The sequence below is a fragment of the Psychrobacter sp. CX16 genome (assembly GCF_057396245.1).
The window spans coordinates 85,883-112,510 of record NZ_JBXYJF010000006.1 but is presented as its reverse complement, the minus strand read 5'-3'; the positions used below and the strand labels follow the sequence as shown (position 1 = coordinate 112,510).

Genomic DNA, 26,628 nt, shown 5'->3' with positions numbered 1-26,628 from the left:
CATTTGAGTTTGAATATGAGAACGCCTTTCGAGTTTCATCAAAGTTATGGGTGTTCTGCATAGAAAAAACCAGATACACGGGGTATCTGGCTTGTTTTAAATCATCAACCTATTTTAGGACGAGACACAATCAGCCTCAATCAGACTCATTTAAAACATATTACACATGACCAAAGGGGGTTAATGCCTCTTGTCTGTCTTCAAAAGTCGCCGGATCATCATAAGGATCGGCCGGCTCAGGCTCTTTAAACGGTGGCTCAGAAGATTCAATAGAGGGATCCTTCAGCACATACGCCCAAGCCTGTTTGCGGCCATTGACATCATACTCCCAATAAACGCCTTGTACTTCTGGCTCAAACCCTGGCAGTGAGTTAACCCCTTCCTCGAGCGCCAAGAAGTAATCCAGAACGGCACCGCCCCAAACCTCCCCAGGTACAATACAGTAAACACCAGGAGGATAGGGAAGTGCACCTTCCATCGCAATACGGCCTTTAATTCTTGCTAATGGCACCAACTCGATATCATTACGTATAAAGGCATTGTGTGCATCAAAGGCACGCATTGCAAACTTAGGACGGTGCTCACGTTTAAACATCTGCTGCTGCAATAGGTTTAGCTTATGTTTGGCATAAAAATCATGCAGACGCTGACACAGCTCGTTGATACCCAAGCTGCGATATTGCGGATACGCTTTAGCCAATGACGGCAATACTTCACTCACCGGGCTATTTGACTTAATATGGGCTTCAAATCTGACAATACGTGCTACCAGATGTTGGAACTTCGCTAAAGTCTCAGCAGGGGTTAACAAGAATAAGATAGAGTTTAAATCCGCTTTCTCAGGAATGACTGAGCTTTCACGTAGATAATGCGCCAGTAATGGGGCTGGTACGCCGGTGTTTTCATATTCACCCGTTTCCATATTGATACCCGGTGTGGCCAATAACAGCTTACACGGGTCGATAAAGTACTGTTTGTCAGAATACTGTTCGAAGTCATGCCAGCGATCGCCTTCTTTAAATTCAAAGAAACGGATACGGTTTGCAATATCAAGTTGCTCTTTATCCGTCAATAATGCCTTAAGAAGCGTTTTTATTTGGGTAGCATCATTACAATGTGCCAGATGCCTAATTAAGCTGTCGTAGTGGTCATGTTTAGACATAGAGGATTTTGGTCTTATAAAATAGTGTTATCGATTATTTTTAATAATAGGGCATTTAAATTGTTTCAGTACACTAGTACATGAATGGCAAGTTTTTAGATCAATTGTCTATAAAGTTATAAATCGATTAGTGGGATGCTTCAATTGCCGGTTTAAAATGGCTAAATTTCAATACTCACTTGCCAATCACTAATATTAACCTCAATACAGTTATTCCCTCCAGCGTTGATTCTATCAACTACCAAAAAGGCACTGGTGTTATTTAAAGCCAATAGCGGATGATGCCACACGCCAGCATTATATTGTACCCCTTGATTCGACTTAACATAAAATACGCTTAATTCATCGACAGATTCAGGGGGTTTGCCTTTTGGAGCTACGACGACTATATAGTCTTCACCTTGCATGGAGAAAAAAGCTTGAGTACCTAAAGGATGATATTCCATAACTGATAGGGTTATTGGAAGTGTACGTGGCTTGGCCATAAAAATACTCATGCCCACCTCACCGCCATCAATACTGACCGTTGCAATAGCATGATGTCGCATTGCAAAGCCATTATTAATCTCGTAGCAATTATCAAGTGTTTTATCTTGATCATCATAAGGTTCAATTAAAGTTCCGAATGGCGCGAAGTTTTCTTTGGTTATTGGTATTGGAGTTAATACTCGTGTCATCAAATTGCCCTTACGTTATTTTAATACCACATTTTATTAGTAAACTTTATTACTAAACTAAAAGTTCTAAGCTTAAGTACTATGCTTAAGTACTCAATTTAATCTAGCATACGATATTAAGTAACTTATACATTAAGCCATAATTAATATGTTACATCGCTTATTTAAATACATCTAACCACAAAACTCTAAATAAATTTACCCAGCAATCGTACTCGACTTATCCCACCATCTGGAAAAATATTGACTCTTATATGGGTAATAGGGGTTTTGATCTTTAAGTCATCAAATGTATGCACACTATCAGCAGATGTTTTTTGGGGTTCAAGTAAAGTTTCCCAAAACATGCTTTGAGTGACTAAGGTGTCTTTAGGCATACCGGGGGCATAGACAGCTTGAACCGATACTTTATCTGGAAAATTGCCTTTAAAATGGCTTGTGTCAATTTCAATAGCCTCTGCTATACCCGCTGCACCGAGTCCTATAATACACCAGTCATTACCCGGCTCACGGCGACGCCGGGTTTCCCAACCTTCGCCCATATTAGGTGCTTTATGGGGCAGCAAAAGGTTTTCAACCGATCCAAAATGTTCATCATTGGTCGCAATGGCTTTACCACCGTTACGAGCAGCAATTAAGTCGATGGTTTTATCAGTGACCTCACTTGGGTCGATTTGCACATAACCATAGACACGTAATCGAGCAATCCCTCCATCAGGGTAAATGTTAAGGCGTAAATGAGTGATGATATCTGTTGATTTTGGCTTTTGAATGTTGATAAATTCATGTGAATTCCCCTGTAAGGGTGTCATACCGACAAAGCTACGCCACCGAAGGTTTTCCCAGTCAGCTTGTTGCATTGCTTCGAGTTCTTCATCTTCTTTTAGTATCAACTCTGGTGCGTTTATCGCATCAATACTGGCTGACGGAGGATAGTTCCCCGTAAAATGACTGGTATCTATGTCAATACCTATTATTCTAGTTGGACGCGCCAGCTGGATAATACAGTAGTCATGACCCAGCTCACGCATGCGTCGAGTCTCCCAGCCGTCCATCCATTTACCATGATCATCAAACTTTCCGACCACAAACACCGGCGGTTCATGTTTAATTAGGCGTTCTTTCGGAGCAAAAAAGTCATTGGTTGCAAACAGCACTTTAGCACCAAGGCGACTGTCAGCAACATTGGTTATGTTGACAAAATCCGGCAGTTTCTCTGGGAAGTTATCGGGCAGAATGATTTGTCCAGGATGAATGCTAGTAGATGACATGGGCTCTTCCTTAAAAAATGTATAAAGGATTGATTATAAGGAAATTGAAACTATAACTTCGAGTGTTTATTCTCTAGAATTTTAGCGACGTATGTTAATAAATATGGTCTATCATAGCCAATTAGATGTATTGTCTGTAGTAGCGGGATGATGCTCATACCAATGTTTGGCAATATCATTGCGACGACATACCCAAACATCGGGTTTTTCGCTGATATATTTTAAAAACTTCTTTAATGCTTTGATGCGACCAGCACGTCCAATTATTCGACAATGAAGCCCAACGGAAAGCATCTTAGGAACTTGGCTCCCAGTATTATTCTGACCTTCTTCATACAGCGTATCAAAGCTGTCTTTAAGATATTGAAAAAATGGCTCAGCAGAGGTATAACCAGGAGATGAGGCAAAGCGCATATCATTGGTCTCTAACGAATAGGGTATGACCAAATGTGGTTTCCTAATGATTTTAGAGATACCCCCTTGGTTTTCTTGAACTTTAACACTTAGCCAATAGGGCAGTTCATCTGCATAGGAGTCGCTATCGTAGCTATAACCACCTTGTTCAACGACAAGCTCGCGCGTATTCGGGCTATCGCGACCCGTATACCAGCCAGCGGGCTGATAGCCTAACATCTTTTTAAATATATCAGTTGCCTTTTCAATGTGCTCCCGCTCCGTTTCGCGGTACATATTTTGATAAGTAATCCAGCGCAGTCCATGACTGGCGACTTCATGGCCATCTTCTAAAACTCGGTCTATAATATGTGGCGTTCGCATAGCGGCTGCAGCACATACAAAGGTGGTGATAGGGTAGCCGTATTCTTTAAACGTATCTAATACTCGCCATACACCAACACGACTACCGTATTCAAAGGCAGATTCTATAGATTGATGACGATTATCAAAGGCTGGTGTGCCTAAAATATCGGATAAAAATTTTTCAGACTGTGCGTCGCCATGAATGACGCTATTTTCTGCACCTTCTTCAATATTTAAGACGAATTGAACGGCAATTTTAGCACCACCCGGCCACTTTGGGTCAGGAGGACTGCTTTCGTAACCTTTTAGGTCTCTAGAATAGCTTCCTGAGCTATCAAATAAGTTAACATGTTTATATGTATTTGAGGTCATATTTTGTTCTTATGGTTGGTTGTAAAAATGCATAGATGCATTAAAAATAAAGCCGATTATTTTAAAAATGAAACAAAGGTGAGAACCCATTTTATAAAGTCCTCACCTTGTGTTTTTTAATGTAATATATTAAGTATTGAAAAAGGTTTAGACTGCCAGCACTTTAACAAGGGGATCAGCTTCTTGTTTACGCATAAGCACCCAATAAATTAAACCACCTAAAGATGCTCCTATTATAAAACCAAAACCTTCGAGTGCAGTTAGTGAAGGATTTAGAGAAATAATGAGGGATACTATCCCCGCAAATACAAAAGCAGCTACGCCTCTTAAATTCCAGCCATTTTGATAATAGTATCGGCCAGAAGGGGAGGAATCAAATAAGTCTTGTATGTCTAATTCCTGTTTTTTGATTAAATAGTAATCTACCACTAGAATACCAAAAAACGGGGCTATGATGGATCCAATAATATTAACAAAACCGACGATGCCCACTTGACTAATGAAAGATAACCATAATCCGCCTATAAAGAATGCGATAACTGCTGTAATTATGCCGCCTCGTCTAAAACTAATGTGTTTGGGAAATAAATTTGCTAAATCATAAGCTGGCGGTATAAAGTTTGCCACCATATTGATACCAACAGTGGCTGCAAAGAAAGTTAATGCAGAAACAATCGTCAATGGTAAGGCATCCACTCGTGCTACGATATCAGAAGGATTTGTTAATGGTTCGCCATACATGACAAGAGTGCCAGCGGTAATTACCAGAGCTATAAAAGAGAAAAACACCATGTTTAAAGGCAAACCAATCAAGTTCCCAATTTTCATTTGTTTTTCGCTTTTTACAAAGCGTGAGAAATCGCCAAAATTAATAACCACCGCAGAGAAATAAGCAATCATAGTTCCTACAATAGCGGTAAAAGCATCAAATTTGCTACCAGGATAGTCACTATTTTCACCAAATATGGTACCAATTGCAGGCATTAGTTCGGAACCAGCGCTATACCAGACCACTCCCATTAAAACCAACATAACAATATAAACGAAGGGTCCTGCCCAATTTAAAAAAGTTTTAATAGGTTCAATGCCCGCCCAAAATAGTATTAATTGGAACCCCCATACAATAGCAAAAGCCAACCAAGCCGTAGAGGATAGACCTAAGAAAGTATTAGCAGACTCTCCAATAAATAAGGTCAAGAGAATAGCTACAGCTGTTGAAGCAAAATAGGTCTGAACTCCGTACCAGAATATTCCGATTATAGCTCGCATAATGGCTGGTAGGTTAGCACCATTAATGCCCATGCTTGCTCGGATAACTACTGGGAAAGGGATACCATATTTAACCCCCGGTTTCCCAGTAAGATTAACCATCCACATGACGATTATACCAGCCAGCATGATTGCAGCCATCACAGACCAGCCACTAAGGCCATATGTAAGAAATAATGAGGCAGCTAGAGTATAACCAAATAAGCTTTGCACATCATTAGACCATACATTAAATATCTCAAACCAACCCCAGTTTCGCTTTTCTTTAAGGGTCGGTGCTAAATCTTCGTTAAATAGCCTTGAATTTGTATTACCAACTTTCAGTTCTCTATCAGATATCATGTCAATTTCCTTTTGAGAGGTGGATTAATATAGATAAGAAGATTGGCGACTCATAAATCCTTGGCACGTAAGATATTAGAGCAGTCTAATTTGTGATATAAAGATGAAAAACCGCTATCTCTTAGTTCAGTATATAATTATGCTTACAAAAAAGTTATCTATATTTACAGTATGGCAATATTCATGCCACAAAAAACCTCTTTAACTATGTGGAATTTCGAATAGAAACATTTTTACGAAGGAATAGATCGGCTAAAAATTTTATACAAAAGTCCATTTAAAGATTTACTAGGTAATTCAGCAATAGAGCACGTTCATCCTCTGTCATTTGAGTAATATTACCCAAGGGCATATATTTGCTCTTAACCGCCGTTAAGATTTTTGTTTTGTGAGTTTTTAAATCATCTTGAGATTGTAATATTATCCCTTGAGGTGCGGTATTAAAACCTGCTTGGGTAGGGGCGTTTGAATGACAACTGCCACATCTACTATTGACAACTTGCATAACCTTATTATCGATGGCATTGGTGTCGCTAGAATTGGTTTCATTACCAATATTCGATTCAATTTCAGATTCAACGACACTAGCAGTAGATTTCGCTTTGGCTGCAACAGACTTAGCAGGTTCAACAGGCTCGGGGCGCATCCAGAAAATAAGCGCTAGAGTCAATAATGCTGGGATTACCAAATAACGAGGCTTTTTATTACCTAAATGTTTTTGATTAAAATAATGACGCACTATTGCAGTAATGATAGAGATATAAACCAATACCAGCCAGCCTGACTCATGAGCGTAAGTCATAGGATAATGGTTGCTAATCATGATAAAGACTAATGGCAGGGTAAAGTAGTTATTCATTAACGAACGGTTTTTGGCTTGCAGGGCTAATTCAGCAACTCTTGCTCCAGGTTTCTCACCGTTTTTGACGCACTCAACCAAAGCTCTTTGGGCAGGCATAATGCCAAAGAACACATTACCTACCATAATAGTGCCTAAAATTGCACCAATATGAATATAAGCTGCTCGATCACTAAAAATCTGATACGCCAACCAGATGTCCGTAACCATTAAAATAAAAATAAGCACACTGAAGATTAGTGCATTTTTACCAAGCTCACTACGCACAATGGCTTCGTAGATAAAATAATTACCAAAAATGAAAAGTAAACTTAAGGCCACCGCAGTTAAATTTGAGCTAAAAGCAACTTTACTTGGGTCTATCAAATAGGCTGTAGCATTAAAATAATAAACCACAAACAACATGGCCATACCCGTAAGCCAAGTGGTATAAGCTTCCCATTTAAACCAATGTAATTTTTCAGGCATTTTTTCGGGTTCGAGTTTATATTTTGCTACTTCATAAAATCCGCCCCCATGTACTGCCCATAAATCACCAGAGATGCCTTTTTCTTTTTTCCATTCAGGGGGTTTTTGCAGGCTCATGTCTAACCAAACGAAGTAAAAAGAAGCGCCAATCCAAGCCACACCAGCTATAACATGAAACCAGCGAAAAAATAGCTGTAGCCATTCAAGTAAATATCCGCCCATTTAAATCAATCCTTCTCGTAAAAATATTAGTAGTTCTATATCTATTAATCTCAAAGCTGTTGATTTTTGTCAAATTAGGACCCTCTGTAAGTACTATAGCCATGGGCGCTTATTAATAAGGGAATGTGGTAATGACTGCTATCTGAAATAATAAAATTGATGACCACTTCGGGATAAAACACTTTAATATTCTGAGATTCGAAGTATTCAGCAGTTGCAAAAGTAAGGCTATATTCTCCTGTACTTAGGGTTAAATCGCTATTATGTTCAGTGCTATTGGTTTCAGGGTCATTAAGTTCTAAGTTAGATGACCAATTATCGATTGTAACTCGACCATCATTATTAGTTATTCCTTCTGCTAAATATTTAGTAGCACCTGCATTGGGTAAATCATCTTGAGCTATTCGCTTTAAAGTAACTGTGATACCTGCAGCGGGTTTACCAAGATGGGTATCTAAAATATGGGAAGATAAAGTGGCTGACATTCGGATTCCTTGCTGTTTCTATTGATAATATGTCAATTTATTATTGACTGATTGATAAATCATGTGTCAAACAATGATTGCAAACGATGACGGGTGATTTTATTTTGTTCATTCGATGCAGTTACTAATTCTTGATGCCTAGAGTTCTGAATTCTCTTATTAATAAGGTCCAGCATTTGCTTGGCAGTTTTGCCACTGGCAAAAATAATAAATATAAAACCAAATTTTTGTAAATAAGCTTGATTAGCAGTTGCTAAGTTTTGTAAGGTTTCCAAGTCTGCATCATTAACTGCTGATTGCTCTGAAGCCGCACTAGCCGCTGTATTCTGATATTTTTTACTTAAGGTAGAGATATCACCGATTTGAGGATGACCTTCGAAGGCTTGTAAATAATCTGACTCATGCATGGTATGCCATATATTATCACTGGCATCCATCAAAGAGGTTAGGGAGTCAAAAGGTCTTTTTGCAGCAAGTGCTTGTGCCCAATTTTGGGCAGTACAACAAGTGGCTAAAATACTAACTGCTTCAGTTATTGGTAATGAATTAAATTGTTTTAGACTAATACTCATAAAAATTAATAACCTTTAAGACTTTAAATTCGTTAAGATAAAATAAATACCTAGCTCTTTGCGTAGGCTGTGGCTTTAGCCCAGTATATTTGGTTAAAAGATACGTTATGCTGGGCTAAAAGCACCAGCCTACATTAGAAGATTGTAATATTTTGAGAAATATACACTCGGTTGAAAATTTGCATTCATCTAGCATTGGAAATCCTAATGTCCGTTTCAAAAGACCTAAATGTTAATCGTTCTAATAGCTCAAATAGCACTAGAACCCATCAAGAGATCCGTACTGAAAACGAAAGGCTTATCCTACAAGCTGCTGAAACAGTTTTTGTGGCTAATGGCTTCAAAGGGGCGACAATGCAATCCATAGCCGATTTAGCCGGTGTACCTAAAGCCAATGTGCATTACTATTTCAAAAGTAAGAAAAAGCTATATATCGCTGTATTGACAACTATCATTGATGATTGGAACACAGGTTTAGAAGATATCAATGAAGATAGCGATCCTAAAACAAGTATTGAAGCCTTTATTCATCTCAAATTAGACAGTGCCTTTAAATATCCCAATCATCATAAATTATTTGCGATGGAAGTCATCAACGGTGCTCCTTTTTTGCAAGACTTCATGAACACCAGAATGAGTGAGTGGGCTCAGCAAAAGTCAGCAGTCATTAAAAGCTGGAATGATCAAGGCAAAATAGCCATTGATGATCCTTTACAACTGTTAATGCTTATCTGGACCACCACCCAACGCTACGCTGAATTTGATACCGAAATATTGCACTTATTTGGAAAAACCAGCTACGATGAACAAGACAAACAACGGGTAGCTGATTTTCTAGTTCCCTTCATACTCAGGGGTTGCGGCTTATAGACTGACCACAGCCTCTATCTATGAAGACCTTTTTTTAAGGTTTTTTTAAGATTTAGAGACAACCTCAGTGTTTTCAAAAGAAGCATCTGCTTTAGCTTGTTTTACTTTATCAAACTCGCTCCCATAGTCTTTAGGTATCACGGTATCCAATAGGATTGCTACGATACCTGCTACGGTCACTGCTGAGCCGAATATGTTTTGCACCATTTTGGGCATTTCTGACAACACTTCAGGTACGAATGCCACACCCAATGCCAAGCCCAAAGTGGTGGCGATGATTAGAATATTTCTGTGGGTAAACTCTACGGTTGATAAAATTCGAATACCCGCAGTAGCCACTGTGGCAAACATTAATAATGTGATACCGCCCACAACTGGTTTCGGCAATTGGGTGAAAATAGAGCCTATAAAAGGGAACATACCCATTAGTAACAATAACCCACCAACATACATGCCCACATGGCGACTGGCAACGCCTGTCATCTGAATAACCCCATTGTTCTGGCTATAAGTAGTATTAGGGAAAGTATTAAACATCCCTGCAATCATAGAGTTAACGCCATCTCCCAAAACACCGCCTTTAATCCTCTGTTGATACACAGGCCCTTTAATGGGTTCTTTGGAAATAATGGAGGTAGCCGTTAAATCACCTGAGGTTTCGATAGTGGTAATAACATACATTAGAGCAATAGGAATAAAGGCCTGTAAGTCAAAAGAAAAGCCATACTTAAAGGGAATAGGGGCGGTAAATAAAGGAGCTTCGGCTACTTTTGAGAAATCAATCTTTCCTAAGAAAATAGATATAATTAAACCGACCATCAAAGATATAAAAATAGCATTGGAACGAATATATTTATTTTTAATCGTACTAACTATAATCACAATAAGTAAGACACTACCACCTAAAGCCAGATTGCTCAGACTGCCAAAGTCCTCAGCTTTAAAGCCCCCTGCCAAATCAGTAAGACCAACCTTAGTTAAGGACAGTCCGATGGTTACAATAACACACCCAGTTACTAACGGGCTCATAAAAGTCTTTAACTTAGTAATAAATTGACTAAAAGCTATTTCGATAAAGGCACCCAAAAAGGTAACGGTAAAGATCACCGCCAAGACGTCCTCTGAGCTACCTCCTTTGCCTTTAACGATAAAACCTGCAGCTAAGATAGCACTTAAGAAACCAAAACTAGTGCCCTGAACAGACATTAGTCCAGAGCCTACTGGACCAATTTTTCGTGATTGAATGAAAGTAGCTATCCCAGACACCACCAGTGCCATGCTAATCAAGTAAGGAATATGCTCGCCAAGTCCGAGAACACCGCCGATTACTAAAGAAGGCGTGATAATACCGACAAAGCTAGCTAATACATGCTGTAAAGCGGCCAGTGTGGCCTTTGCAGGTGCCGGTTTATCGTAGAGCCCATAAAGTAAACTACTTTGCATAGTAGGACTATTGATGGAGTTATCAGTATTGGTGCAATTACCTGTTGTCTGGGAAGAGGAGGGCTTATTCATAGTTAGCTTCCTGTTTCTACCTTAATAAAGGGATTTATTGGAAAAAAGAATAAAAAATTAATTTATCTAAAATTTCTGACCAAATGGTCAGCTATAATTTAATTAAGCAATTTTCATGCCAACACTGATCCAATATTTGAACAGTCGCTTTAAAAAACAGAGATAAATATTAGTTTTGAAATTTTTGCAAATCCTTTAACCTGATTAAGGTTTCTAGTTACTATAAACAAGAAGGCAGCCTAGTGGCTGCCTTCTTATAGTTTCTATTTACATCTTCTAGCTAATTATCAATATATTAACTACTAGCTAAATGCTTTTAGCAAAGAGCTATTTATCTCTGGTTATATGACTTATTAATTACACATGACCAAAGGGGGTTAATGCCTCTTGTCTGTCTTCAAAAGTCGCCGGATCATCATAAGGATCGGCAGGCTCAGGCTCTTTAAACGGTGGCTCAGAAGATTCAATAGAGGGATCTCTCAGCACATACGCCCAAGCCTGTTTGCGACCATTGACATCATACTCCCAGTAAACACCTTGTACTTCTGGCTCAAACCCTGGCAGTGAGTTAACCCCTTCCTCGAGCGCCAAGAAGTAATCCAGAACGGCGCCGTCCCAAACCTCCCCAGGTACAATACAGTAAACGCCTGGCGGATAGGGAAGCGCACCCTCCATCGCAATACGGCCCTTAATTCTTGCTAATGGCACCAACTCGATATCATTACGGATAAAGGCATTGTGTGCATCAAAGGCACGCATTGCAAACTTAGGACGGTGCTCACGTTTGAACATCTGCTGCTGCAATAGGTTTAGCTTATGTTTGGCATAAAAATCATGCAGACGCTGACACAGCTCGTTGATACCCAAGCTGCGATATTGCGGATACGCTTTAGCCAATGACGGCAATACTTCGCTCACTGGGCTATTTGACTTAATATGGGCTTCAAATCTGACAATACGTGCTACCAGATGTTGGAACTTCGCTAAAGTCTCAGCAGGGGTTAACAAGAATAAGATAGAGTTTAAATCCGCTTTCTCAGGAATGACCGAGCTTTCACGTAGATAATGCGCCAGTAATGGGGCTGGCACGCCGGTTTCTTCATATTCGCCAGTATCCATATTGATACCCGGTGTGGTCAATAACAGCTTACATGGGTCGATAAAGTACTGTTTGTCAGAATACTGTTCGAAGTCATGCCAGCGATCACCTTCTTTAAATTCAAAGAAACGGATGTCATTGGCGATTTGCTCAGTTTCATAGTCCTGCCATAGCTTGCCATCAATTGTTGGCGGTACAAAAGGTTTTATCATGGTGCAAGTATCAAGCAGCATTTTACGTGCTTCAATACCACCGACAACGCACTCATGCCACATACGTTGACCAGCCTTGCCCTCATGCATTTTGGCATTAACATCTAATGAAGCAAACAGCGGATAAAAGGGGCTGGTTGAGACATGCATCATAAATGAGTTGTTAAAGCGCTTATGGTTCACATAACGTGCCTGCCCACTGATATGGTTGTCTTTTTTGTGAATTTGCGACGCTTGTGAGAAGCCTGCTTGCTGCTTATGCACCGATTGTGTGACGATAATACCCGGATCTTCTGGGGTTAACTCAAGTAATAATGGGGAACAATCACGCATCATTGGAATAAACTGCTCATAACCTACCCAAGCACTGTCAAATAAGATGTAATCACATAAATGACCAATCTTATCGACCACTTGGCGCGCGTTATAAATAGTACCATCATAGGTACCAAGCTGAATCACCGCCAAACGAAATGGACGCTTCGCATCAGCACGCTCAGGTGCTACCTCTTTAATACGCTCGCGAATCTCTGCCTCATCGAAGCAGTGTGAGGCAATACCACCAATCAAACCATACGCATTGCGGTCAGTCTCAAGATAGACAGCGGTGCCGCCACTCATCGACAGTGCACTTTGATAAACAGACTTATGATTATTACGATCAAATAATACCAAATCGCCATGAGCAACCAATGCCCCAATGGCGATTTTGTTCGATGACGATGTACCATTTAAAACAAAGTAAGTTTTATCGGCGTTAAATACTTTTGCCGCATGCGCCTGTGCTTGAAAAGCAGGACCTTCATGGATTAGCAAATCACCTAAACCTACGTCTGCATTACACGAGTCGGCACGGAATAACGTCTCTCCGAAGTATAAGAAGAAGCGACGACCTGAAGGATGACGACGAAAGAATTGACCGCCTTGGTGACCGGGGCAATCAAAAGCAGCATTACCGTAGTCAGTATATTCTCTCAAAGCTTGAAAGAAAGGCGGGTCTAGAGTTTCTATATAATGAGCCGCGGCAGCATTCACTAATTGCCCGTTATAGTATTTTTGGTCATCTGCAAGCTCCAGCACACCGTATACATGCGGCAGCCATTCATCGGGTACACTATCACCATATTTGATCGCCACAAAAATAGGAATGGTAAAGCCTAAGTCTTCAATCTCAGCATGTGCGGTCGGCAAATCTTCCATGGTGACCACAATGGCTGCAATATTGGTAAAATCAGTGGCTTCAACTTCCGTCAGACGGTAGTTACAGTTAAGTGCATAGTCGATGCCTTCGCTGACGGCTATCTTCATTATAAAATCCTTTGGTTCTTCAATTTAAAAATGGGCTTAAATATATCTTATAGGGATTAGTGTATTATTTCCAACCCGTCATTGTTTGATAGTTATTTAATAGCTAGGTACAAGATGGCTAACAAAAGTTATTTATCAAATACTTAGCTGCTTTGGATGACCATTTTACGCTAAATAAATTACCGATTTATAGCTTTATATGGTCTTATCGACATAAAGTTTGGCCGGCTAGTCAAGTACGCTGATATGTTGCGGCCCATAGAGCGCTTCTTTATACTGACCTGTTTTTTTATGCTACCTTTATACCTTATTTTTTGACCGTATTATTATTACTTTTGTACGCTTAGTTTCCGCTGGAGTCAGCACATGTCCGACGCATCAACATCAACGTTTATAACCGCTATCGATAGCTTACCATTAGCCTTTGGCGTTATTATGGCGATTATTGGCTTGGTATTTTATACCCAAGGATTACCGGGTAAATTTTGGCGCCGATTTTATGCGGTACTGCCCGGTATTGTCTTGTGCTGCTTTATTCCGGCCATATTAAACAGCGTAGGCGTATTTGCCGATGGCATTGGCTCACAAATCTACGGCTTTACAGCGACTTATCTATTACCTGCCAGCTTATTATTAATGACACTTTCAATGGATGTGCCGAAGATTTTGGGTTTGGGCTGGAAAGCAATTGCTATGTTTTTGGCAGCGAGTTTTGCCATTATCATTAGCGGTCCGATTAGTCTCGGTATTGCCAAATGGATATCGCCTCAGATGTTTATGGACGATACGCTATGGCGCGGATTCTCGGCAGTGGCAGGTAGCTGGATTGGCGGTGCGGCGAACCAAGCCGCGATGAAGGAGCTGTTTGGTGTCAGCGATGATTTGTTTGGTATGATGATACTGGTTGATACTACCAATGCTTCTTTATGGCTATTGGCCATCTTAGTTATGGCCAAACACAGTGCCAAGATTGACCGTTTATTGAAGGCAGATACCGGTAGTATTGATAAAGTTGTCGCGGCGGTAGAGAGCTATGAGCGAGAAAATGCACGACCTGCCAGCCTAAATGACTTAATGACCATGTTCGGTCTATGCTTTGCTATGGTAGGCCTTGCACATTTTATAGGTGGTAAGATTGCAGATTACTTTGCGCCATATTCGTGGGCGGTACAGTATAGTTTTGCAAGTTCGTTCTTTTGGATGGTGGTGATAATTACCCTAATTGGTATTTGTTTTTCATTCACCAAGATACGCCGGCTAGACCACATTGGTGCCTCAAAGGTCGGTACAGTATTTATCTTTGTATTAATCGCCGCTATCGGTATGCAGATTAACCTGAATGGCTTAGTATCGCAGTGGCGACTGCTGCTCATTGGGTCATTATGGATGAGTATTCATGTGGCGATTATATTTATGGTTGCCAGACTTATTCGAGCGCCATTTTTCTTCTTGGCAGTCGGCTCTAATGCCAATACTGGCGGTGCATCTTCAGCGCCTATTGTGGCAACAGCGTTTCATCCGTCGCTTGCACCGGTTGGGGTGTTTTTAGGTATTTTGGGCTATGCGGTCGGTACGGTGGGCGGCTATGTTTGCACCCAATTGATGCGGTTGGTAGTTGGGTAAGCCGGATAAGCAAATAATTAAAGGACAGTATTATGTTTGGCATGATTAAAGATTGGCGAGAGCAGTGGATATTAGAGCATAGCCCGTGTACGGAAGATGACTGGCGCAAAGTCGCTGGTAAGATAGCCATATTAGATAGGCTTAGTGATGAAGATTTAGTGCGATTAATAGATTTGGCGACGCTATTCTTGCATGACAAATCTATCTCTGGGGTACAGGGTTTTGAGGTCACTGATATCATGCGGCAATCGATTGCGCTACAAGCCTGTCTGCCTATCCTGAATCTAGGTATTGAATGGTATAAAGGTTGGTCATCTATTCTAATTTACCCCAATACTTATATTAGCGAAACGACGACGACCGATGAGATGGGCATTGTGCATCAAGGGCATCAACACCGCAGCGGTGAGGCATGGCTTAAAGGCCCAGTGATTCTATCGTGGGAGGATGTAAAAGACGCTGGCAAGCGTGATGGGCATAATGTGGTTATTCATGAATTTGTGCATAAGCTAGATATGCTAAACGGCCGTGCGAATGGCTTTCCGCCGATACAGTCAGATATGGACCCTAGCGAATGGACCAAGGTTATGGAGGAGGGGTTTGCCGATTTTCAGCACAATCCTAAAGCTGGTATCGATGATTATGGCGCCACCAATCCTGCTGAATTTTTTGCGGTGTTAAGTGAAGTATTTTTTGAAAGACCGCAGGATTTACTCAATGCATTCCCTGATATTTACCAGTTAATGGTTGAGTTTTTTAAACAGAATCCGTTGTAAATTCATTCAGTCTTTATCTTAAACCGAATTCGGGATAAGGGTTGTTGTAGCCAATCCTGCTTTCAGCTATATCTCCTCGTCAGGCAGGGCAGTGACTACAGTTTGGAGCGTCTCTTGCCATCGTAGCCACTCCAAAACTAAGTCACCGCACCCGCCTGACGAGCAGTATACCGCTTCTATCAGGGCTAAACCGCTCTCACGGTTATAGCATAATTTAGTGGATAGGTTATTTAGGTTACTTATTTAGGTTATTGACAAATAATTAAACCCTTAAGTCACAGCCATCACTGCACAGTTACACAAGTCATCACTCTCGAACTGAGTTATCTCGCCAGCAGACAGATTAGGTACTGGAAACACTCGAACCGTTAAAGGTTTGTTTAGTCTAAACGCCATCGTACCTGTATCTCGCATTAATGCCGATAGCTTCTCGTTTGGCGTATCACCAGCAATTGGAACGGTATCTAAACCTATTCCACAAACTGCGCTAAAGGTTAACAATGCCCTAATATCAAAGTCATTATCAATTGTGCCTTGAGCCAATCCCGTATCTTCAGTTACCGCTAACATCAAACCTGAAAATCCAACAGCGTTAATACCCTTGATGGACTTAAAAACACGAGTCAGCAAGCTAGAAGCTTCAACCGTACCCGACGCTCCAAAATATGGCACACCAAGCAATTTATAAACCTCAACCATTGAAGTACAGTCTTTAGAAGGTGCTGCTGAGGTATCAATACCAATGTATGTCCAATCCGTAGCTTCTGAAACTGTACTTCCTGAAGCTGTAGTGTCTGAATGTGAGCTATTAGCTTGAGCTATCTTATTTATGATATCGATATGATGTTGCAGAGCGTAGCTCATTGCTTCAAATGTTAATTGGCGTTGCTGTTGGTAACTTATACTATCTGTTAGATTGTCCTTACGAACTTGCTTATTATGATGTTCATTCACTGCCTGTAACGTAGCGACTAATAAGTCTGGCGTCTCAAGACCAATCACAAATCCTTTATCCGTCTGTCCGCTATGATAACTTGCTGGAAAGTAGGGGATAAATTCATCGCAATTAAAATTTACCGTAAAGTTAAAGTTTCCCTCGCCACGTGGGGTGATCTTTGAGATGTGTTGCACCGTCTCGATGCAATGTTCGATCAGCTCGTTATCAAGTACACCCAAGTCATCGACTGGTACATTGACGCACGCATTGCATAAGTCGCCGTATTGAGCGATAAGCTGAGGTAACAACTCTATTTCCTGCACGGTTTTGGCTTCACCGATAGCAAAGCGAATGCGTAACGGTTTAGATTGGTTGTCTTTAGAGATGGCAGGATTATTGAATGCATCATTATTTGCATCGTTGGGCGCACTAGCATCATGGGTTAGTTGATCTAGTAAGTGGGTGATTTTCTCTAAACCTTGAGCAGCCGATTCAATAGTTCTAGTATCTAGATATTCACCAAAGGGATTGGTGACAATACGAATTGATTGAACCTCATAGCCTTGCAAGTGATACGCTTCGGCTAAGGTATAGCATTGTTTGATAGCATCATCAATGACGTGTTTCCATGTGTCCATATCTTTCGTAAGATTGATAAAAGTGGTTACGGTTCGTACTTTGCAGAAGGATTTATCTTTAAGAACATCATTAAGAATGTTTGGTATTGAATATTGAGGTATATAGTGATTTTTGTTTGTCATAATCTGCTCTCATTTTTAAATTATTCTCAGTTTTAAAGGCGTTATCATTAATACAAGAAAGCTCAAAGTAATCAATTGACCAAACATCACCTCAACTACCCTAAATCCATAAAGTAACCGCACAATATAAAGTCAATAACACTATGATGATATGAATTAGTTTCATTAACTTAAGATTATGTACTAAACGTCGTAACCATTGCCCGCCAGCTGCCCATACCGCTATAGAAAGTAAACTTACAATCATGCATAAAATAATTAAGGGCCAATTTGCTAACCATGCGTAATTTGCGCTCGTATTTGCTAAATTAATAAGTGCAATACTGGGTAGCATGACCGTCATTGTCCATGTCTTTGGATTTAACCACTGGAACAACGCCGCTTGCCAAAAGGTAAGAGGCAGTTCTCCAAACTTCTTTTTAATTTTTGCATCCGCATTTTCGGAAGACTCAAGTTTTAAAGCCTCAGTGACCATCGTGCTAAAGTCACTTATCGCCATTTGATAGGTTAACCATAGAAGATACGCCGTACCCAATATTTTTATACCTAACATAAGGGTAAGGTGATCAACGACGATAGCGGCCATCCCCCAATAGCTTAACCAGGTCATCACGCCAGCACCAAACGTTATGCCTAATAGGTGACCTCGACATCCCCACAGCCCTTTTTTAATACCCCCATGCAATAGCATTAAGTTATTAGGCCCAGGTGTTATGGAGTTAATAAGTATAAATACGGCTAAAGCGAAAACACTGCCTTCTAATCCTGTCATCATATTGGTTAACCTATACTCAAGGTCTATATAAATAATTTAGACATTTATGATAAAAATTAAACCTCAATAACCCCAGACAAATATCGTACCGCATTCCCTGATATCAACACTCTATCCCCTTGTACGGTGCATTCCAGTCCACCGCCACGAGAAGATGCTTGATACGCAAGCAGTGTTTTTTTATTCAAACGTTCACTCCATAAAGGTGCAAGTCCTGTATGCGCTGAACCTGTCACAGGGTCTTCATCGCCCCCACTTGCAGGCCAAAAGTAGCGAGATATAAAGTCATACTGTTTGTATTCTTTAGAGTTAGATAGACTCGTTACTGCCACATCAAATGGGGCAAGGGTTGCTAAGATTTCATTATTTCGCTCAACAGTAAGCACATCTTCCTCAGCTTCGTACACCACAAAATAGGCTTGCTCGTTTTGATAAACTTCACTAGGTTTAATAGACAACCCATCGACTAGGGCGTGGGGCAGGGTAGTTATTCGTTGAGGTATTTGATTTGGAAAATCCATTTCTATTTTGCCATCAACCCGTTTGGTAACGGTTAATTGTCCAACTGCTTCGGCATAGAACTGTACCGAAGATAGTTCGGGTTGTTCACTAAATAGCAAAAAAGCAGATGCTAAAGTCGCATGTCCGCAAAAATCTATTTCTTTAATGGGAGAAAACCAACGAATATGGTAATTAGGCGATACTATATTTAAATCTAAATCCGCCTCATACTTCACCAAAAAGGCCGTTTCTGACAAATTATTTTGCATGGCAATGTTCCGCATTACTGTAGCGTCTAACCAATCCTCAAGCACAATAACCGCTGCTGAATTGCCTTTAAAAACCGTATCAGTAAAGGCATCAATAAAATGGATTTCTAGTTGCATAGGATACTCAATGTGTTGTCAATTAATTTATTTTAAAGATCTTGTTACCAGTTAAATCTTTGCAAATAATCTCACTCAGTCAGCACTCACTGTCTTAGACTTCCTTGAAAACCGAATCGTCAACAAGGCCAATCCTAATAAAATAAATAACGAACCAATAATTTCAGTTTGAGAGAGTATCTCGTCATATACCCACCAGCCAAAAAACAGTCCGCCAATAGGGATAAGCAAGGTATAAGGAGTTACAACGGCAAGCCCATGCTTCGTAATGAGTCTTGCGAATATTGAGTAACAGATTATAGTAATAATATAGGACTCAAATAATACCACCAGCCAGCTTTTTAGGCTCGGCCACTGAACCAATATGGAAAAGTCCGTGGGGGTAAAGTGGGTGTACACCACAGCTAATACTAAAACAGGCAGAGGAATAAATAAGCTTGACCACGCCGTAAAGCTCACCACATCTTGTGGTTTGGATATTTTGATAATGACTTGGCTTAATGTCATAAAAGTAGAGGCCAATAGCACTAATAATAGACTTGCCAAGCTAAAATTATCTGATTTAAATAAGCAGACGACTAACAGTCCAATGAATGCTATAACAATGCCTACCGCTTGTTGTTTGGTTAAAGCTTCTTTAAATACAAAAATAGCGATTAAAATGGTTAAAAATGGACTGGTTTGCAATATCAATGACGACATTCCAGATGGCATACCATTAAATAATGCTAAAAACACCAACCCCCAGACACCAATACCCAGTATCAATCCGTATAAAGCCACATAGATCAAAGACACATCAGGTTTCTTTAAGAAAAATACTAATGGAATGCCTGTAAATAAGAACCTTAAGAAAATGAAAGTAAAGGGATGCATATCCTCAAGTCCCCAACGGATTACCATAAAGTTAGCACCCCAAATGACGACAATGGCGAGCAGTATTAGCTTTTCTTTAAGGGTCATATCCAGTCCATTTCCATTTATTTTTTAAACTCTAAAATCCATATAGTTGTCTTACTAAAAGGCAAAAGGCGGTTGAATAAAACAAGGCGGTTGAATAAAGACCTATTATGAAACGTACACGTTTAGATTGATTGTTAAGCAGACTTAACACCCTAACAGGTTTAAAGTAAATTAACTATGTTTACAATCACCGACCTACAACCACAAGGCAACCGCACAATAAACGACCATCAATACGATAATGGCATGCACTAATCGCATGGTTAGAGGCCTTTTAACCAGTCTTCTTAATTGCTGCCCTCCTGCTGACCAAAAGCTAATACAGGTTAAATTAATCGCCATACACATTATGAGTAGGGGCCAGTTATTCAATCCAAACTTTAATTGTCCCAATGGAACGGCTAATACATTGCTACTCAAAATAGCCAAAGTAGGGGCGACCATAGTCATCGTCCACGCCTTGGGATTTAACCACTGAAACAGCACAGCCTCCCAAAAGCTTATAGGTAACTCGCCAAAACGTTGCTTATTGGCGATATCTCCATCCTTGCTTTCTAACGCTAATCGCACTATCTCCGCAAAGTCGCTTTTGGCCATATGGTAAGCCAGCCATAACAAATAGCTCGTTCCCAATATTTTAATCATCAGCATCATAGTAGGGTGATTAACAATGACTGCTGCCATACCCCAATAACTCAGCCACAACATAATACCGACACCAAAACTGATACCCAGCATATGCCAACGGCATCCCCAATAGCCCCGTTTAAGACCACCTTGCAAAAGCATAATATTGTTTGGGCCAGGTGTAATTGAGTTGATTATCATAAAGACGGCTAAAGCTATAACGCTACCCTCAATGGCAACCATATCTAATTTCCTTAATAGCTAAAACCTAAAGACCATGTATTATTTCAATTGCGGATAAACTAACTATATAGACTATTAACTACACAATACCTATGCAATTAAAATAACAGTTAACAAACTGTCATGATTGGTAAAACATAACAGTTTTATAGTTTAAAGAATTTTAATTTTTTATTTAAAAAATATGAACCCATACAGTACAATACAGATTAAATAGCAATACTTATAATGCTATGATGGGTTACCTATGCAGTATGAATAGTAGACAGCTTTTTGCATTAAACCCGATAGTAGCAACTCCCGATAGTATCAACACCTTATCAATCAAACTGTCATTCATTACCAATTATTCAATACCTATCAAAAGAGCGTCATGTTATGTCTGAGACTTATAGCCTAAATCCAAACCTGACTAAGACTGAAGCAATTATAGAGTGGATCAATAAGCGCATTGAATGGCACGTTTACAAACCAAATCAGCGGGTGCCATCGGTAAGGAAATTAGCGATATTACTAGGGGTTTCAAGTTTTACCGTGTCTCAAGCGTACGAGCAGTTGGTGGCGACCAATGTATTGACAGCAAAACAAGGCTCAGGTTATTACGTGACTAATTTAGCCTTTGAGGATCAATCGCTAATGTCCACTGTCAAAGAGCAAGACAAGACGACTGATAAGACTCTGGAGATTGACACTAAGTGGCTAGTGCGACAGATGTTTTCTAAGACGCCATTAGATCGTTCACCGGGTTCTGGCGTATTACCGCTTGACTGGGTACGTAATGATAAGATGGCGTGGGCAATACGGCATGTTACCCATCAGGCGGATGATTTTATCTATGATTATGGAGATATTCAGGGCTATATGCCGTTAAGACAACACCTTGTCCAGTATCTAGCGATGCTTGGTATGCAGACCACGGCTGACAACATCATCACCACAGCTGGTGTGTCGCAAGCTGTGCTAATCGTCACCCAGTTATTACTCAGTGAGGGAGATGTTGTTTTGGTTGATGAGCCTGGCTGGTTTTGGCTATCCAGTAGTTTGCAATTGCAAGGTATAAAAGTAATTGGCATTAAACGGGATCATCAAGGTCCAGATATAGAACAGATGACACTGATGTTTGAACGATATCGGCCAAAGCTATACCTGACCAATAGCGTCTTACACAATCCCACGTCCTATAACCTGCATCCCGCGCGTGTGCATCAGGTCTTAAATCTAATACATAAGTATGATGCTTATATTTTGGAAGACGACTTATATGCCGCCTTATTACCAGACAATACGGCACTTCGCTACTCAAGTTTGGATCAGTTTGAACGGGTATTTTATGCCACAGGTTTTTCTAAATATATGGCATCAGGTTGGCGAGTCGGGATGTTAGTTTGCCCCGATAAATTCATAGATGACATTATTGGCATAAAAACGTTAAGTAATATGACCACGCCTGAATTTGGAGAGCGAGTGATACATAAGCTCTGGGCGCATGGCGAAAGCCGTCGTCAACTCAAGAAGCTGCAACAGCATTTGTATACGGCGCATCAACAGCTACGTCAAAAACTGACTAAGATGGGAATTGAATATCCTGAACACACTCAGTCAGGGATGTTTGTTTGGATTGATGTTGGATGTGATACTGCAAAACTTGCTCTTAAAGCGCATAATGACGGTTGGCTCATAGCACCGGGGCAACTGTTTAACCCAAATGGTGAATATTCGACAAACTTACGCCTAAACGTTGCCACTACCAGTGATGAGTTTTTGCAGTGGTTAGAGGGTTATATCTCTGATGCAAAAAAATAGTGAACACATGATTTTAAGCTAATCCTGCCATCCGCTTCTATCTTACTTGCCCACTGGAGCGGTGTCTAATAGCTAGAAATGTTCCTGTTATCTCGATACCACTTCTAGCTAAGTCACCACAACCAGTGGTCAAGCAAGTATATCCGCTACTGTCAGGGCTAAACCGCTCCTTCGAGTTAACCTTCGATTGCATCTACGAAACATTTAATCTGAAATAAAAGATACAAACTTAAACCCAATTTTCCAGTTTTAAATCAGGCACTCTTTCAAACTCTTTCGTGTTATTGGTCACCAAAGTCACCGCTTCGCTAGCCGCATGACTGGCTATTAACATATCAAGTGAACCAATGGGCATGCCAGAACTTTGCAGATAATGTCGTATGCGCCCATAATGCCAAACAGCTTGCTCATCATATGGCAAAACTTCAAGTGGTGCTAAAAACTTCTCCAAAGCCAGCCGATTGCGCTGAGACTCTGATTTTTCAACGCCAAAAGCAAGCTCGCTTGCGGTAATGCTACTAATACCAATATCACCATACCGATATTGTTCAAATCGTTGAAACACGGACATGGGTTTTTGATTAATAATATAAATACATATATTAGTATCTAGCATAAACTTCATAACTAATCGTCTCTCTAGTAACTTGTCTTAAAACAACTCATCTCGTACTTGGTCACCCTGCGGTGCACGTTTCATTTCAAAATTGGGTTCGAAATCATCTAATGCGGATTGCATGATTTGCCAAGGAGACTCAATAGGTAACAATAAAACACCAACTCCCATGCGTTTGACCGCCACTTCTTCACCTTCAAAACGAAATGCTTTGGGTAAGCGTACCGCTTGCGAGCGTCCTGATGCGAATAACTTTGCTGTTTGCATACTGTCCTCCTTATATCTATTCTTTGTGATGGTTTTTTGATAACTACCACTGGTATCTATCATAGTCTTAATGTTAGAAACAGTCAATTTTAATTAAGACTATTATAAAGATTTATTTAACAGGTATACTCATAACTTCCTGAACAAATAGCAATAAGAAGTTAGAGAGAATAAGAATTTAGAGACAAATATTATGATTAAAAATGGAATGCGACCTATTCACGCTGGTAAAGTATTGAGAGAAGATTTTCTTGAGCCTCGTGATATGAGTGCCAATGCTTTGGCTAATCATCTCGGTGTCACGCCAGCTCGTATCAATGAAATTGTTCGTGAAAAGCGTGGCATAACAGCAGATACAGCATTGCGACTGGCTAAATATTTTGGAGGTAGTGCCCAGTTTTGGTTGAACCTACAATCGACCTATGAACTAAGGCTGATTGAAAGCCAGAACCCCTCCTTTTTAGACAGTATTGAGCCTATTGAATATGCTTGATGCTTTTAATCTATAAATTGTATTAATAAGTTTGCTTCGTATTTCTTAAATCAGACGCTCAGCATAACTTTCAATGTTTAAATTGCGGTCTGAATCTGTTATATCATCTGTATTAATTGCTAAATTATTAGTCAAATCAACCCAATAAGTATCAGGATAATTTTTAGCTAAGTAAGACTGCAAATAGTCTTTGGTGCTATCCACAATCTCAACGTCAGGTTCATAATTAGACGCTAAACGCTTGTCAGGTTGCCAATGGTTGTAAAAGACAGCGTGCAAAGGTAATGAACGAGATTTAATAGCTTCAATGCTCAATAACGTATGATTAATACTGCCCAATCTGCCAGATGTGACTAAAATAACAGGATAATGTTGTGCCGCTATATAATCCAAAGTTAATAACGAATCAGTGAGTGGCACCATAAGCCCACCAGCACCTTCTAACAGCACAATGTCATAATCTTGTTTCAGCGTATTGGTTGCATTAGTAATGTGTTCAGGCTCAATAATAGTATTTTCAAGTTTCGACGCTAAATGGGGCGAGGCGGGCTTTTGCAATACATAGGTACAAGTCGTCATATCGATATCCTGCGACTGTAAGTCTATCCCCATTATGTCTCTATGCGTCATAATATCTTCAGCAATGCCGTCACTCCCTGTTTGTACCAGCTTTTGAGTGATGACTTTACAGCCTCTTTGCTGTAAAGCTCTCGCTAAGCTTCCCGTGGCAATAGTTTTGCCAATATCTGTATCAATCCCTGTTATAAAATACACACTCATAATTTTATTAACTCAATAGTATATTTAATAGCATAACCTAAATTCGTGATAATCAACTCATCTAATTTAAGGTTATAAGCACCCCTCTATTGCAAAGCAATGTATCTTATCTTTTAAAAAAACGGTCATTTATCTCATTTTAAATCTTTAAGGCTAGCTTCCTTCCTTTTCTAAAGGAAGGGTTAGGGATGGAATTTTTTAAAACAATTAAAATTAAAATGGCTTAAAAAACTGTTATCCCGAATTCAATTTAGTTATTAAATTGACCATTATTAAAACTATGGATTAAAATAACTCCTTAATACCTGCTTTAATCTATCACATAACAATAGAATTTCATCATCGGTCATAATAATTGGCGGCATAATATAGACCAATTTTCCAAAGGGTCTAATCCAAATCTTTTTTTCAATCAACAAATGCTGAAACCTTGGCATATCTACGGCGTCATGCAACTCAATAACGCCAATAGCTCCAAGCACGCGCACATCAGCAACCTGATCAAAACCTCTTAATGACTGCAAATATTGCTTAAGTTGCTGTTCAATATGTAACGCTCGTTTAGGATAGTCATATTCAATAATGAGCTCAATTGACGCTAAGGCCACAGAGCAGGCGAGGGGATTGCCCATAAACGTAGGGCCGTGCATTAAAGCTGAATATTCGCTATTTGCAATGCATTTGGCAACATGATGCTGACATAAAGTGGCGGCAAATGTCATGTAGCCACCCGTCAAGGCTTTTCCCACCGTCATAATATCTGGTGAAATATTTGCATACTCGCAAGCAAACATTTTACCTGTACGACCAAAACCTGTTGCAATCTCATCAGCAATCATCAATATGTCATATTTATGACATAATTTTCTTAGAACTTTAATATATTCAGGATTATAAATACGCATACCGCCAGCACCTTGAACCACGGGCTCTATTATAAAAGCGGCTATATTTTGCTGATTTTGTTGAAAAAAGTCTGCTAATTGATTTTTAATATCATCATCTAAAGGTGTCTCAAATCCAGATTGAGGCTTATCAATAAATAGCTGTATGGGCAACTGTTTGCCGTAGATATTGTGCATACCTGTAACAGGATCACAAATACTCATAGCATGCCAAGTGTCGCCATAATAGCCAGATCGGGTGGTCGCTATTTTATTGCGTTCTGGATTATGTTGCGCCAATTGATACTGTAGTGCCATTTTTAGGGCAACTTCAACCGCAATACTGCCGCTATCTGCATAGAAGATAGCATCTAAACCTTTAGGTACGATAGAGAGGAGTTTCTGACCCAGATCAATAGCAGGCTGATGCGTAAGGCCACCAAACATAACATGAGCCATCTTATCTAACTGATTTCGAATAGCATCATTAAGTGCTGAATGATTATAACCATGAATAGCTGCCCACCAAGACGACATACCATCAATAAGCTGTTCACCAGATTTTGTATAAAGATAAACACCATCTGCATGATCAATGACTATGTTCGGATATTGCGGTGGCAATGTTGCGTATGGATGCCAGAGATGATTTTGATCAAAGGTGTTAGTAAGACTTTTATCGAAGTTATCAAAGTTTGAGTGTGTCATTATGATAGTCAGATTAATTTGAT

At 40.0% G+C, this 26,628-nt stretch carries 24 protein-coding genes; 5 read left to right on the top strand and 19 right to left on the bottom strand.

Annotated elements, in window-relative coordinates; translation table 11 throughout:
- Positions 1–160: 160 nt before the first annotated feature.
- The 8 genes from AC2SLM_RS03920 to uraD all read right to left on the bottom strand — a co-directional run bounded on the left by AC2SLM_RS03920 (position 161) and on the right by uraD (position 8,458).
- Positions 161–1,162 carry an Orn/Lys/Arg family decarboxylase gene (locus AC2SLM_RS03920; RefSeq protein ID WP_486552145.1) on the bottom strand — a complete coding sequence of 334 codons (1,002 nt, stop codon included), beginning with the start codon at positions 1,160–1,162 and terminating at the stop codon, positions 161–163.
- A 161-nt stretch (positions 1,163–1,323) separates the two neighbouring features.
- Entirely contained in the window at positions 1,324–1,839 is a 516-nt protein-coding gene (locus AC2SLM_RS03915; protein WP_486552143.1) for an ureidoglycolate lyase, read from the bottom strand.
- 188 nt (positions 1,840–2,027) lie between these two features.
- Positions 2,028–3,110, bottom strand: a complete 1,083-nt coding sequence (gene alc / locus AC2SLM_RS03910; protein WP_486552142.1) for an allantoicase — start codon at positions 3,108–3,110, stop codon at positions 2,028–2,030.
- A 111-nt stretch (positions 3,111–3,221) separates the two neighbouring features.
- Positions 3,222–4,241, bottom strand: a complete 1,020-nt coding sequence (puuE, locus tag AC2SLM_RS03905) for an allantoinase PuuE (protein WP_486552140.1) — start codon at positions 4,239–4,241, stop codon at positions 3,222–3,224.
- Positions 4,242–4,388: 147 nt separating this feature from the next.
- Positions 4,389–5,852, bottom strand: coding sequence for an NCS1 family nucleobase:cation symporter-1 (locus tag AC2SLM_RS03900; protein WP_486552138.1), 1,464 nt, complete (start codon positions 5,850–5,852; stop codon positions 4,389–4,391).
- Positions 5,853–6,129: 277 nt separating this feature from the next.
- A complete protein-coding gene (locus AC2SLM_RS03895) occupies positions 6,130–7,401 on the bottom strand; it encodes a urate hydroxylase PuuD (protein ID WP_486552137.1) in 1,272 nt (423 codons plus the stop codon).
- Positions 7,402–7,475: 74 nt separating this feature from the next.
- The gene (gene uraH / locus AC2SLM_RS03890; RefSeq protein WP_486552135.1) at positions 7,476–7,886 is read right to left on the bottom strand and encodes a hydroxyisourate hydrolase; all 411 of its coding nucleotides are present in this window, start codon (positions 7,884–7,886) and stop codon (positions 7,476–7,478) included.
- A gap of 59 nt (positions 7,887–7,945) precedes the next feature.
- On the bottom strand, positions 7,946–8,458 hold the full coding sequence (uraD, locus tag AC2SLM_RS03885; protein ID WP_486552134.1) for a 2-oxo-4-hydroxy-4-carboxy-5-ureidoimidazoline decarboxylase: 513 nt from the start codon (positions 8,456–8,458) through the stop codon (positions 7,946–7,948).
- A 207-nt stretch (positions 8,459–8,665) separates the two neighbouring features.
- Between uraD and AC2SLM_RS03880 the strand changes: the two genes are divergently transcribed.
- Positions 8,666–9,328, top strand: coding sequence for a TetR family transcriptional regulator C-terminal domain-containing protein (locus AC2SLM_RS03880; RefSeq protein WP_486552133.1), 663 nt, complete (start codon positions 8,666–8,668; stop codon positions 9,326–9,328).
- 45 nt (positions 9,329–9,373) lie between these two features.
- Here the strand turns inward: AC2SLM_RS03880 and AC2SLM_RS03875 are convergent, their stop codons facing one another.
- Entirely contained in the window at positions 9,374–10,843 is a 1,470-nt protein-coding gene (locus tag AC2SLM_RS03875) for a uracil-xanthine permease family protein (RefSeq protein WP_486552131.1), read from the bottom strand.
- 357 nt (positions 10,844–11,200) lie between these two features.
- A complete protein-coding gene (locus tag AC2SLM_RS03870) occupies positions 11,201–13,462 on the bottom strand; it encodes an ornithine decarboxylase (RefSeq protein ID WP_486552129.1) in 2,262 nt (753 codons plus the stop codon).
- A gap of 366 nt (positions 13,463–13,828) precedes the next feature.
- Between AC2SLM_RS03870 and AC2SLM_RS03865 the strand changes: the two genes are divergently transcribed.
- Both AC2SLM_RS03865 and AC2SLM_RS03860 read left to right on the top strand, forming a co-directional pair.
- Positions 13,829–15,085, top strand: a complete 1,257-nt coding sequence (locus AC2SLM_RS03865) for a DUF819 family protein (RefSeq protein WP_486552127.1) — start codon at positions 13,829–13,831, stop codon at positions 15,083–15,085.
- Positions 15,086–15,117: 32 nt separating this feature from the next.
- Positions 15,118–15,861: a M90 family metallopeptidase gene (locus AC2SLM_RS03860; protein ID WP_486552126.1), complete on the top strand. Its 744-nt coding sequence runs from the start codon at positions 15,118–15,120 to the stop codon at positions 15,859–15,861.
- Positions 15,862–16,131: 270 nt separating this feature from the next.
- Here the strand turns inward: AC2SLM_RS03860 and AC2SLM_RS03855 are convergent, their stop codons facing one another.
- The 5 genes from AC2SLM_RS03855 to AC2SLM_RS03835 all read right to left on the bottom strand — a co-directional run bounded on the left by AC2SLM_RS03855 (position 16,132) and on the right by AC2SLM_RS03835 (position 21,054).
- Entirely contained in the window at positions 16,132–17,559 is a 1,428-nt protein-coding gene (locus AC2SLM_RS03855) for a DUF711 family protein (RefSeq protein ID WP_486552125.1), read from the bottom strand.
- Positions 17,560–17,659: 100 nt separating this feature from the next.
- Entirely contained in the window at positions 17,660–18,334 is a 675-nt protein-coding gene (locus tag AC2SLM_RS03850) for a LysE family translocator (protein WP_486552123.1), read from the bottom strand.
- 56 nt (positions 18,335–18,390) lie between these two features.
- Positions 18,391–19,221 (bottom strand): PhzF family phenazine biosynthesis protein, encoded by an 831-nt coding sequence (locus AC2SLM_RS03845; RefSeq protein WP_486552122.1) that lies wholly within the window; start codon positions 19,219–19,221, stop codon positions 18,391–18,393.
- A gap of 75 nt (positions 19,222–19,296) precedes the next feature.
- On the bottom strand, positions 19,297–20,184 hold the full coding sequence (locus tag AC2SLM_RS03840; RefSeq protein WP_486552120.1) for a DMT family transporter: 888 nt from the start codon (positions 20,182–20,184) through the stop codon (positions 19,297–19,299).
- Between the two features lie 195 nt (positions 20,185–20,379).
- Positions 20,380–21,054, bottom strand: coding sequence for a LysE family translocator (locus AC2SLM_RS03835; protein ID WP_486552119.1), 675 nt, complete (start codon positions 21,052–21,054; stop codon positions 20,380–20,382).
- A 378-nt stretch (positions 21,055–21,432) separates the two neighbouring features.
- Here AC2SLM_RS03835 and AC2SLM_RS03830 point away from each other — a divergent pair, with 378 nt between their 5' ends.
- Positions 21,433–22,857 carry an aminotransferase-like domain-containing protein gene (locus AC2SLM_RS03830; protein ID WP_486552117.1) on the top strand — a complete coding sequence of 475 codons (1,425 nt, stop codon included), beginning with the start codon at positions 21,433–21,435 and terminating at the stop codon, positions 22,855–22,857.
- Positions 22,858–23,086: 229 nt separating this feature from the next.
- On the opposite strand, the gene vapC is transcribed toward AC2SLM_RS03830, so the two are convergent.
- A complete protein-coding gene (gene vapC / locus AC2SLM_RS03825; protein WP_486552115.1) occupies positions 23,087–23,482 on the bottom strand; it encodes a type II toxin-antitoxin system tRNA(fMet)-specific endonuclease VapC in 396 nt (131 codons plus the stop codon).
- 27 nt (positions 23,483–23,509) lie between these two features.
- Positions 23,510–23,740 carry an antitoxin gene (locus AC2SLM_RS03820; RefSeq protein ID WP_486552113.1) on the bottom strand — a complete coding sequence of 77 codons (231 nt, stop codon included), beginning with the start codon at positions 23,738–23,740 and terminating at the stop codon, positions 23,510–23,512.
- A gap of 193 nt (positions 23,741–23,933) precedes the next feature.
- On the opposite strand from AC2SLM_RS03820, the gene AC2SLM_RS03815 reads away from it, so the two are divergent.
- Complete coding sequence (locus AC2SLM_RS03815; RefSeq protein WP_486552111.1) at positions 23,934–24,233, top strand: HigA family addiction module antitoxin; 300 nt, start codon at positions 23,934–23,936, stop codon at positions 24,231–24,233.
- Positions 24,234–24,278: 45 nt separating this feature from the next.
- On the opposite strand, the gene bioD is transcribed toward AC2SLM_RS03815, so the two are convergent.
- Together bioD and bioA are read right to left on the bottom strand one after the other, a co-directional pair.
- Positions 24,279–25,013: a dethiobiotin synthase gene (gene bioD / locus AC2SLM_RS03810; RefSeq protein ID WP_486552109.1), complete on the bottom strand. Its 735-nt coding sequence runs from the start codon at positions 25,011–25,013 to the stop codon at positions 24,279–24,281.
- A gap of 278 nt (positions 25,014–25,291) precedes the next feature.
- Entirely contained in the window at positions 25,292–26,605 is a 1,314-nt protein-coding gene (bioA, locus tag AC2SLM_RS03805) for an adenosylmethionine--8-amino-7-oxononanoate transaminase (RefSeq protein WP_486552107.1), read from the bottom strand.
- Positions 26,606–26,628: the final 23 nt, after the last annotated feature.

Bases quoted from the DNA above. Each gene is read 5' to 3' on its own strand.
- AC2SLM_RS03840 (WP_486552120.1), bottom strand. From the start codon at position 20,184: ATGACCCTTAAAGAAAAGCTAATACTGCTCGCCATTGTCGTCATTTGG.
- AC2SLM_RS03920 (WP_486552145.1), bottom strand. From the start codon at position 1,162: ATGTCTAAACATGACCACTACGACAGCTTAATTAGGCATCTGGCACAT.
- AC2SLM_RS03895 (WP_486552137.1), bottom strand. From the start codon at position 7,401: ATGGGCGGATATTTACTTGAATGGCTACAGCTATTTTTTCGCTGGTTT.
- bioA (WP_486552107.1), bottom strand. From the start codon at position 26,605: ATGACACACTCAAACTTTGATAACTTCGATAAAAGTCTTACTAACACC.
- puuE (WP_486552140.1), bottom strand. From the start codon at position 4,241: ATGACCTCAAATACATATAAACATGTTAACTTATTTGATAGCTCAGGA.
- AC2SLM_RS03865 (WP_486552127.1), top strand. From the start codon at position 13,829: ATGTCCGACGCATCAACATCAACGTTTATAACCGCTATCGATAGCTTA.
- AC2SLM_RS03845 (WP_486552122.1), bottom strand. From the start codon at position 19,221: ATGCAACTAGAAATCCATTTTATTGATGCCTTTACTGATACGGTTTTT.
- AC2SLM_RS03855 (WP_486552125.1), bottom strand. From the start codon at position 17,559: ATGACAAACAAAAATCACTATATACCTCAATATTCAATACCAAACATT.
- AC2SLM_RS03875 (WP_486552131.1), bottom strand. From the start codon at position 10,843: ATGAATAAGCCCTCCTCTTCCCAGACAACAGGTAATTGCACCAATACT.
- AC2SLM_RS03880 (WP_486552133.1), top strand. From the start codon at position 8,666: ATGTCCGTTTCAAAAGACCTAAATGTTAATCGTTCTAATAGCTCAAAT.
- AC2SLM_RS03860 (WP_486552126.1), top strand. From the start codon at position 15,118: ATGTTTGGCATGATTAAAGATTGGCGAGAGCAGTGGATATTAGAGCAT.
- AC2SLM_RS03835 (WP_486552119.1), bottom strand. From the start codon at position 21,054: ATGGTTGCCATTGAGGGTAGCGTTATAGCTTTAGCCGTCTTTATGATA.
- AC2SLM_RS03870 (WP_486552129.1), bottom strand. From the start codon at position 13,462: ATGAAGATAGCCGTCAGCGAAGGCATCGACTATGCACTTAACTGTAAC.
- uraH (WP_486552135.1), bottom strand. From the start codon at position 7,886: ATGTCAGCCACTTTATCTTCCCATATTTTAGATACCCATCTTGGTAAA.
- bioD (WP_486552109.1), bottom strand. From the start codon at position 25,013: ATGAGTGTGTATTTTATAACAGGGATTGATACAGATATTGGCAAAACT.
- AC2SLM_RS03815 (WP_486552111.1), top strand. From the start codon at position 23,934: ATGATTAAAAATGGAATGCGACCTATTCACGCTGGTAAAGTATTGAGA.
- AC2SLM_RS03915 (WP_486552143.1), bottom strand. From the start codon at position 1,839: ATGACACGAGTATTAACTCCAATACCAATAACCAAAGAAAACTTCGCG.
- uraD (WP_486552134.1), bottom strand. From the start codon at position 8,458: ATGAGTATTAGTCTAAAACAATTTAATTCATTACCAATAACTGAAGCA.
- AC2SLM_RS03900 (WP_486552138.1), bottom strand. From the start codon at position 5,852: ATGATATCTGATAGAGAACTGAAAGTTGGTAATACAAATTCAAGGCTA.
- AC2SLM_RS03830 (WP_486552117.1), top strand. From the start codon at position 21,433: ATGTCTGAGACTTATAGCCTAAATCCAAACCTGACTAAGACTGAAGCA.
- vapC (WP_486552115.1), bottom strand. From the start codon at position 23,482: ATGAAGTTTATGCTAGATACTAATATATGTATTTATATTATTAATCAA.
- alc (WP_486552142.1), bottom strand. From the start codon at position 3,110: ATGTCATCTACTAGCATTCATCCTGGACAAATCATTCTGCCCGATAAC.
- AC2SLM_RS03850 (WP_486552123.1), bottom strand. From the start codon at position 18,334: ATGATGACAGGATTAGAAGGCAGTGTTTTCGCTTTAGCCGTATTTATA.
- AC2SLM_RS03820 (WP_486552113.1), bottom strand. From the start codon at position 23,740: ATGCAAACAGCAAAGTTATTCGCATCAGGACGCTCGCAAGCGGTACGC.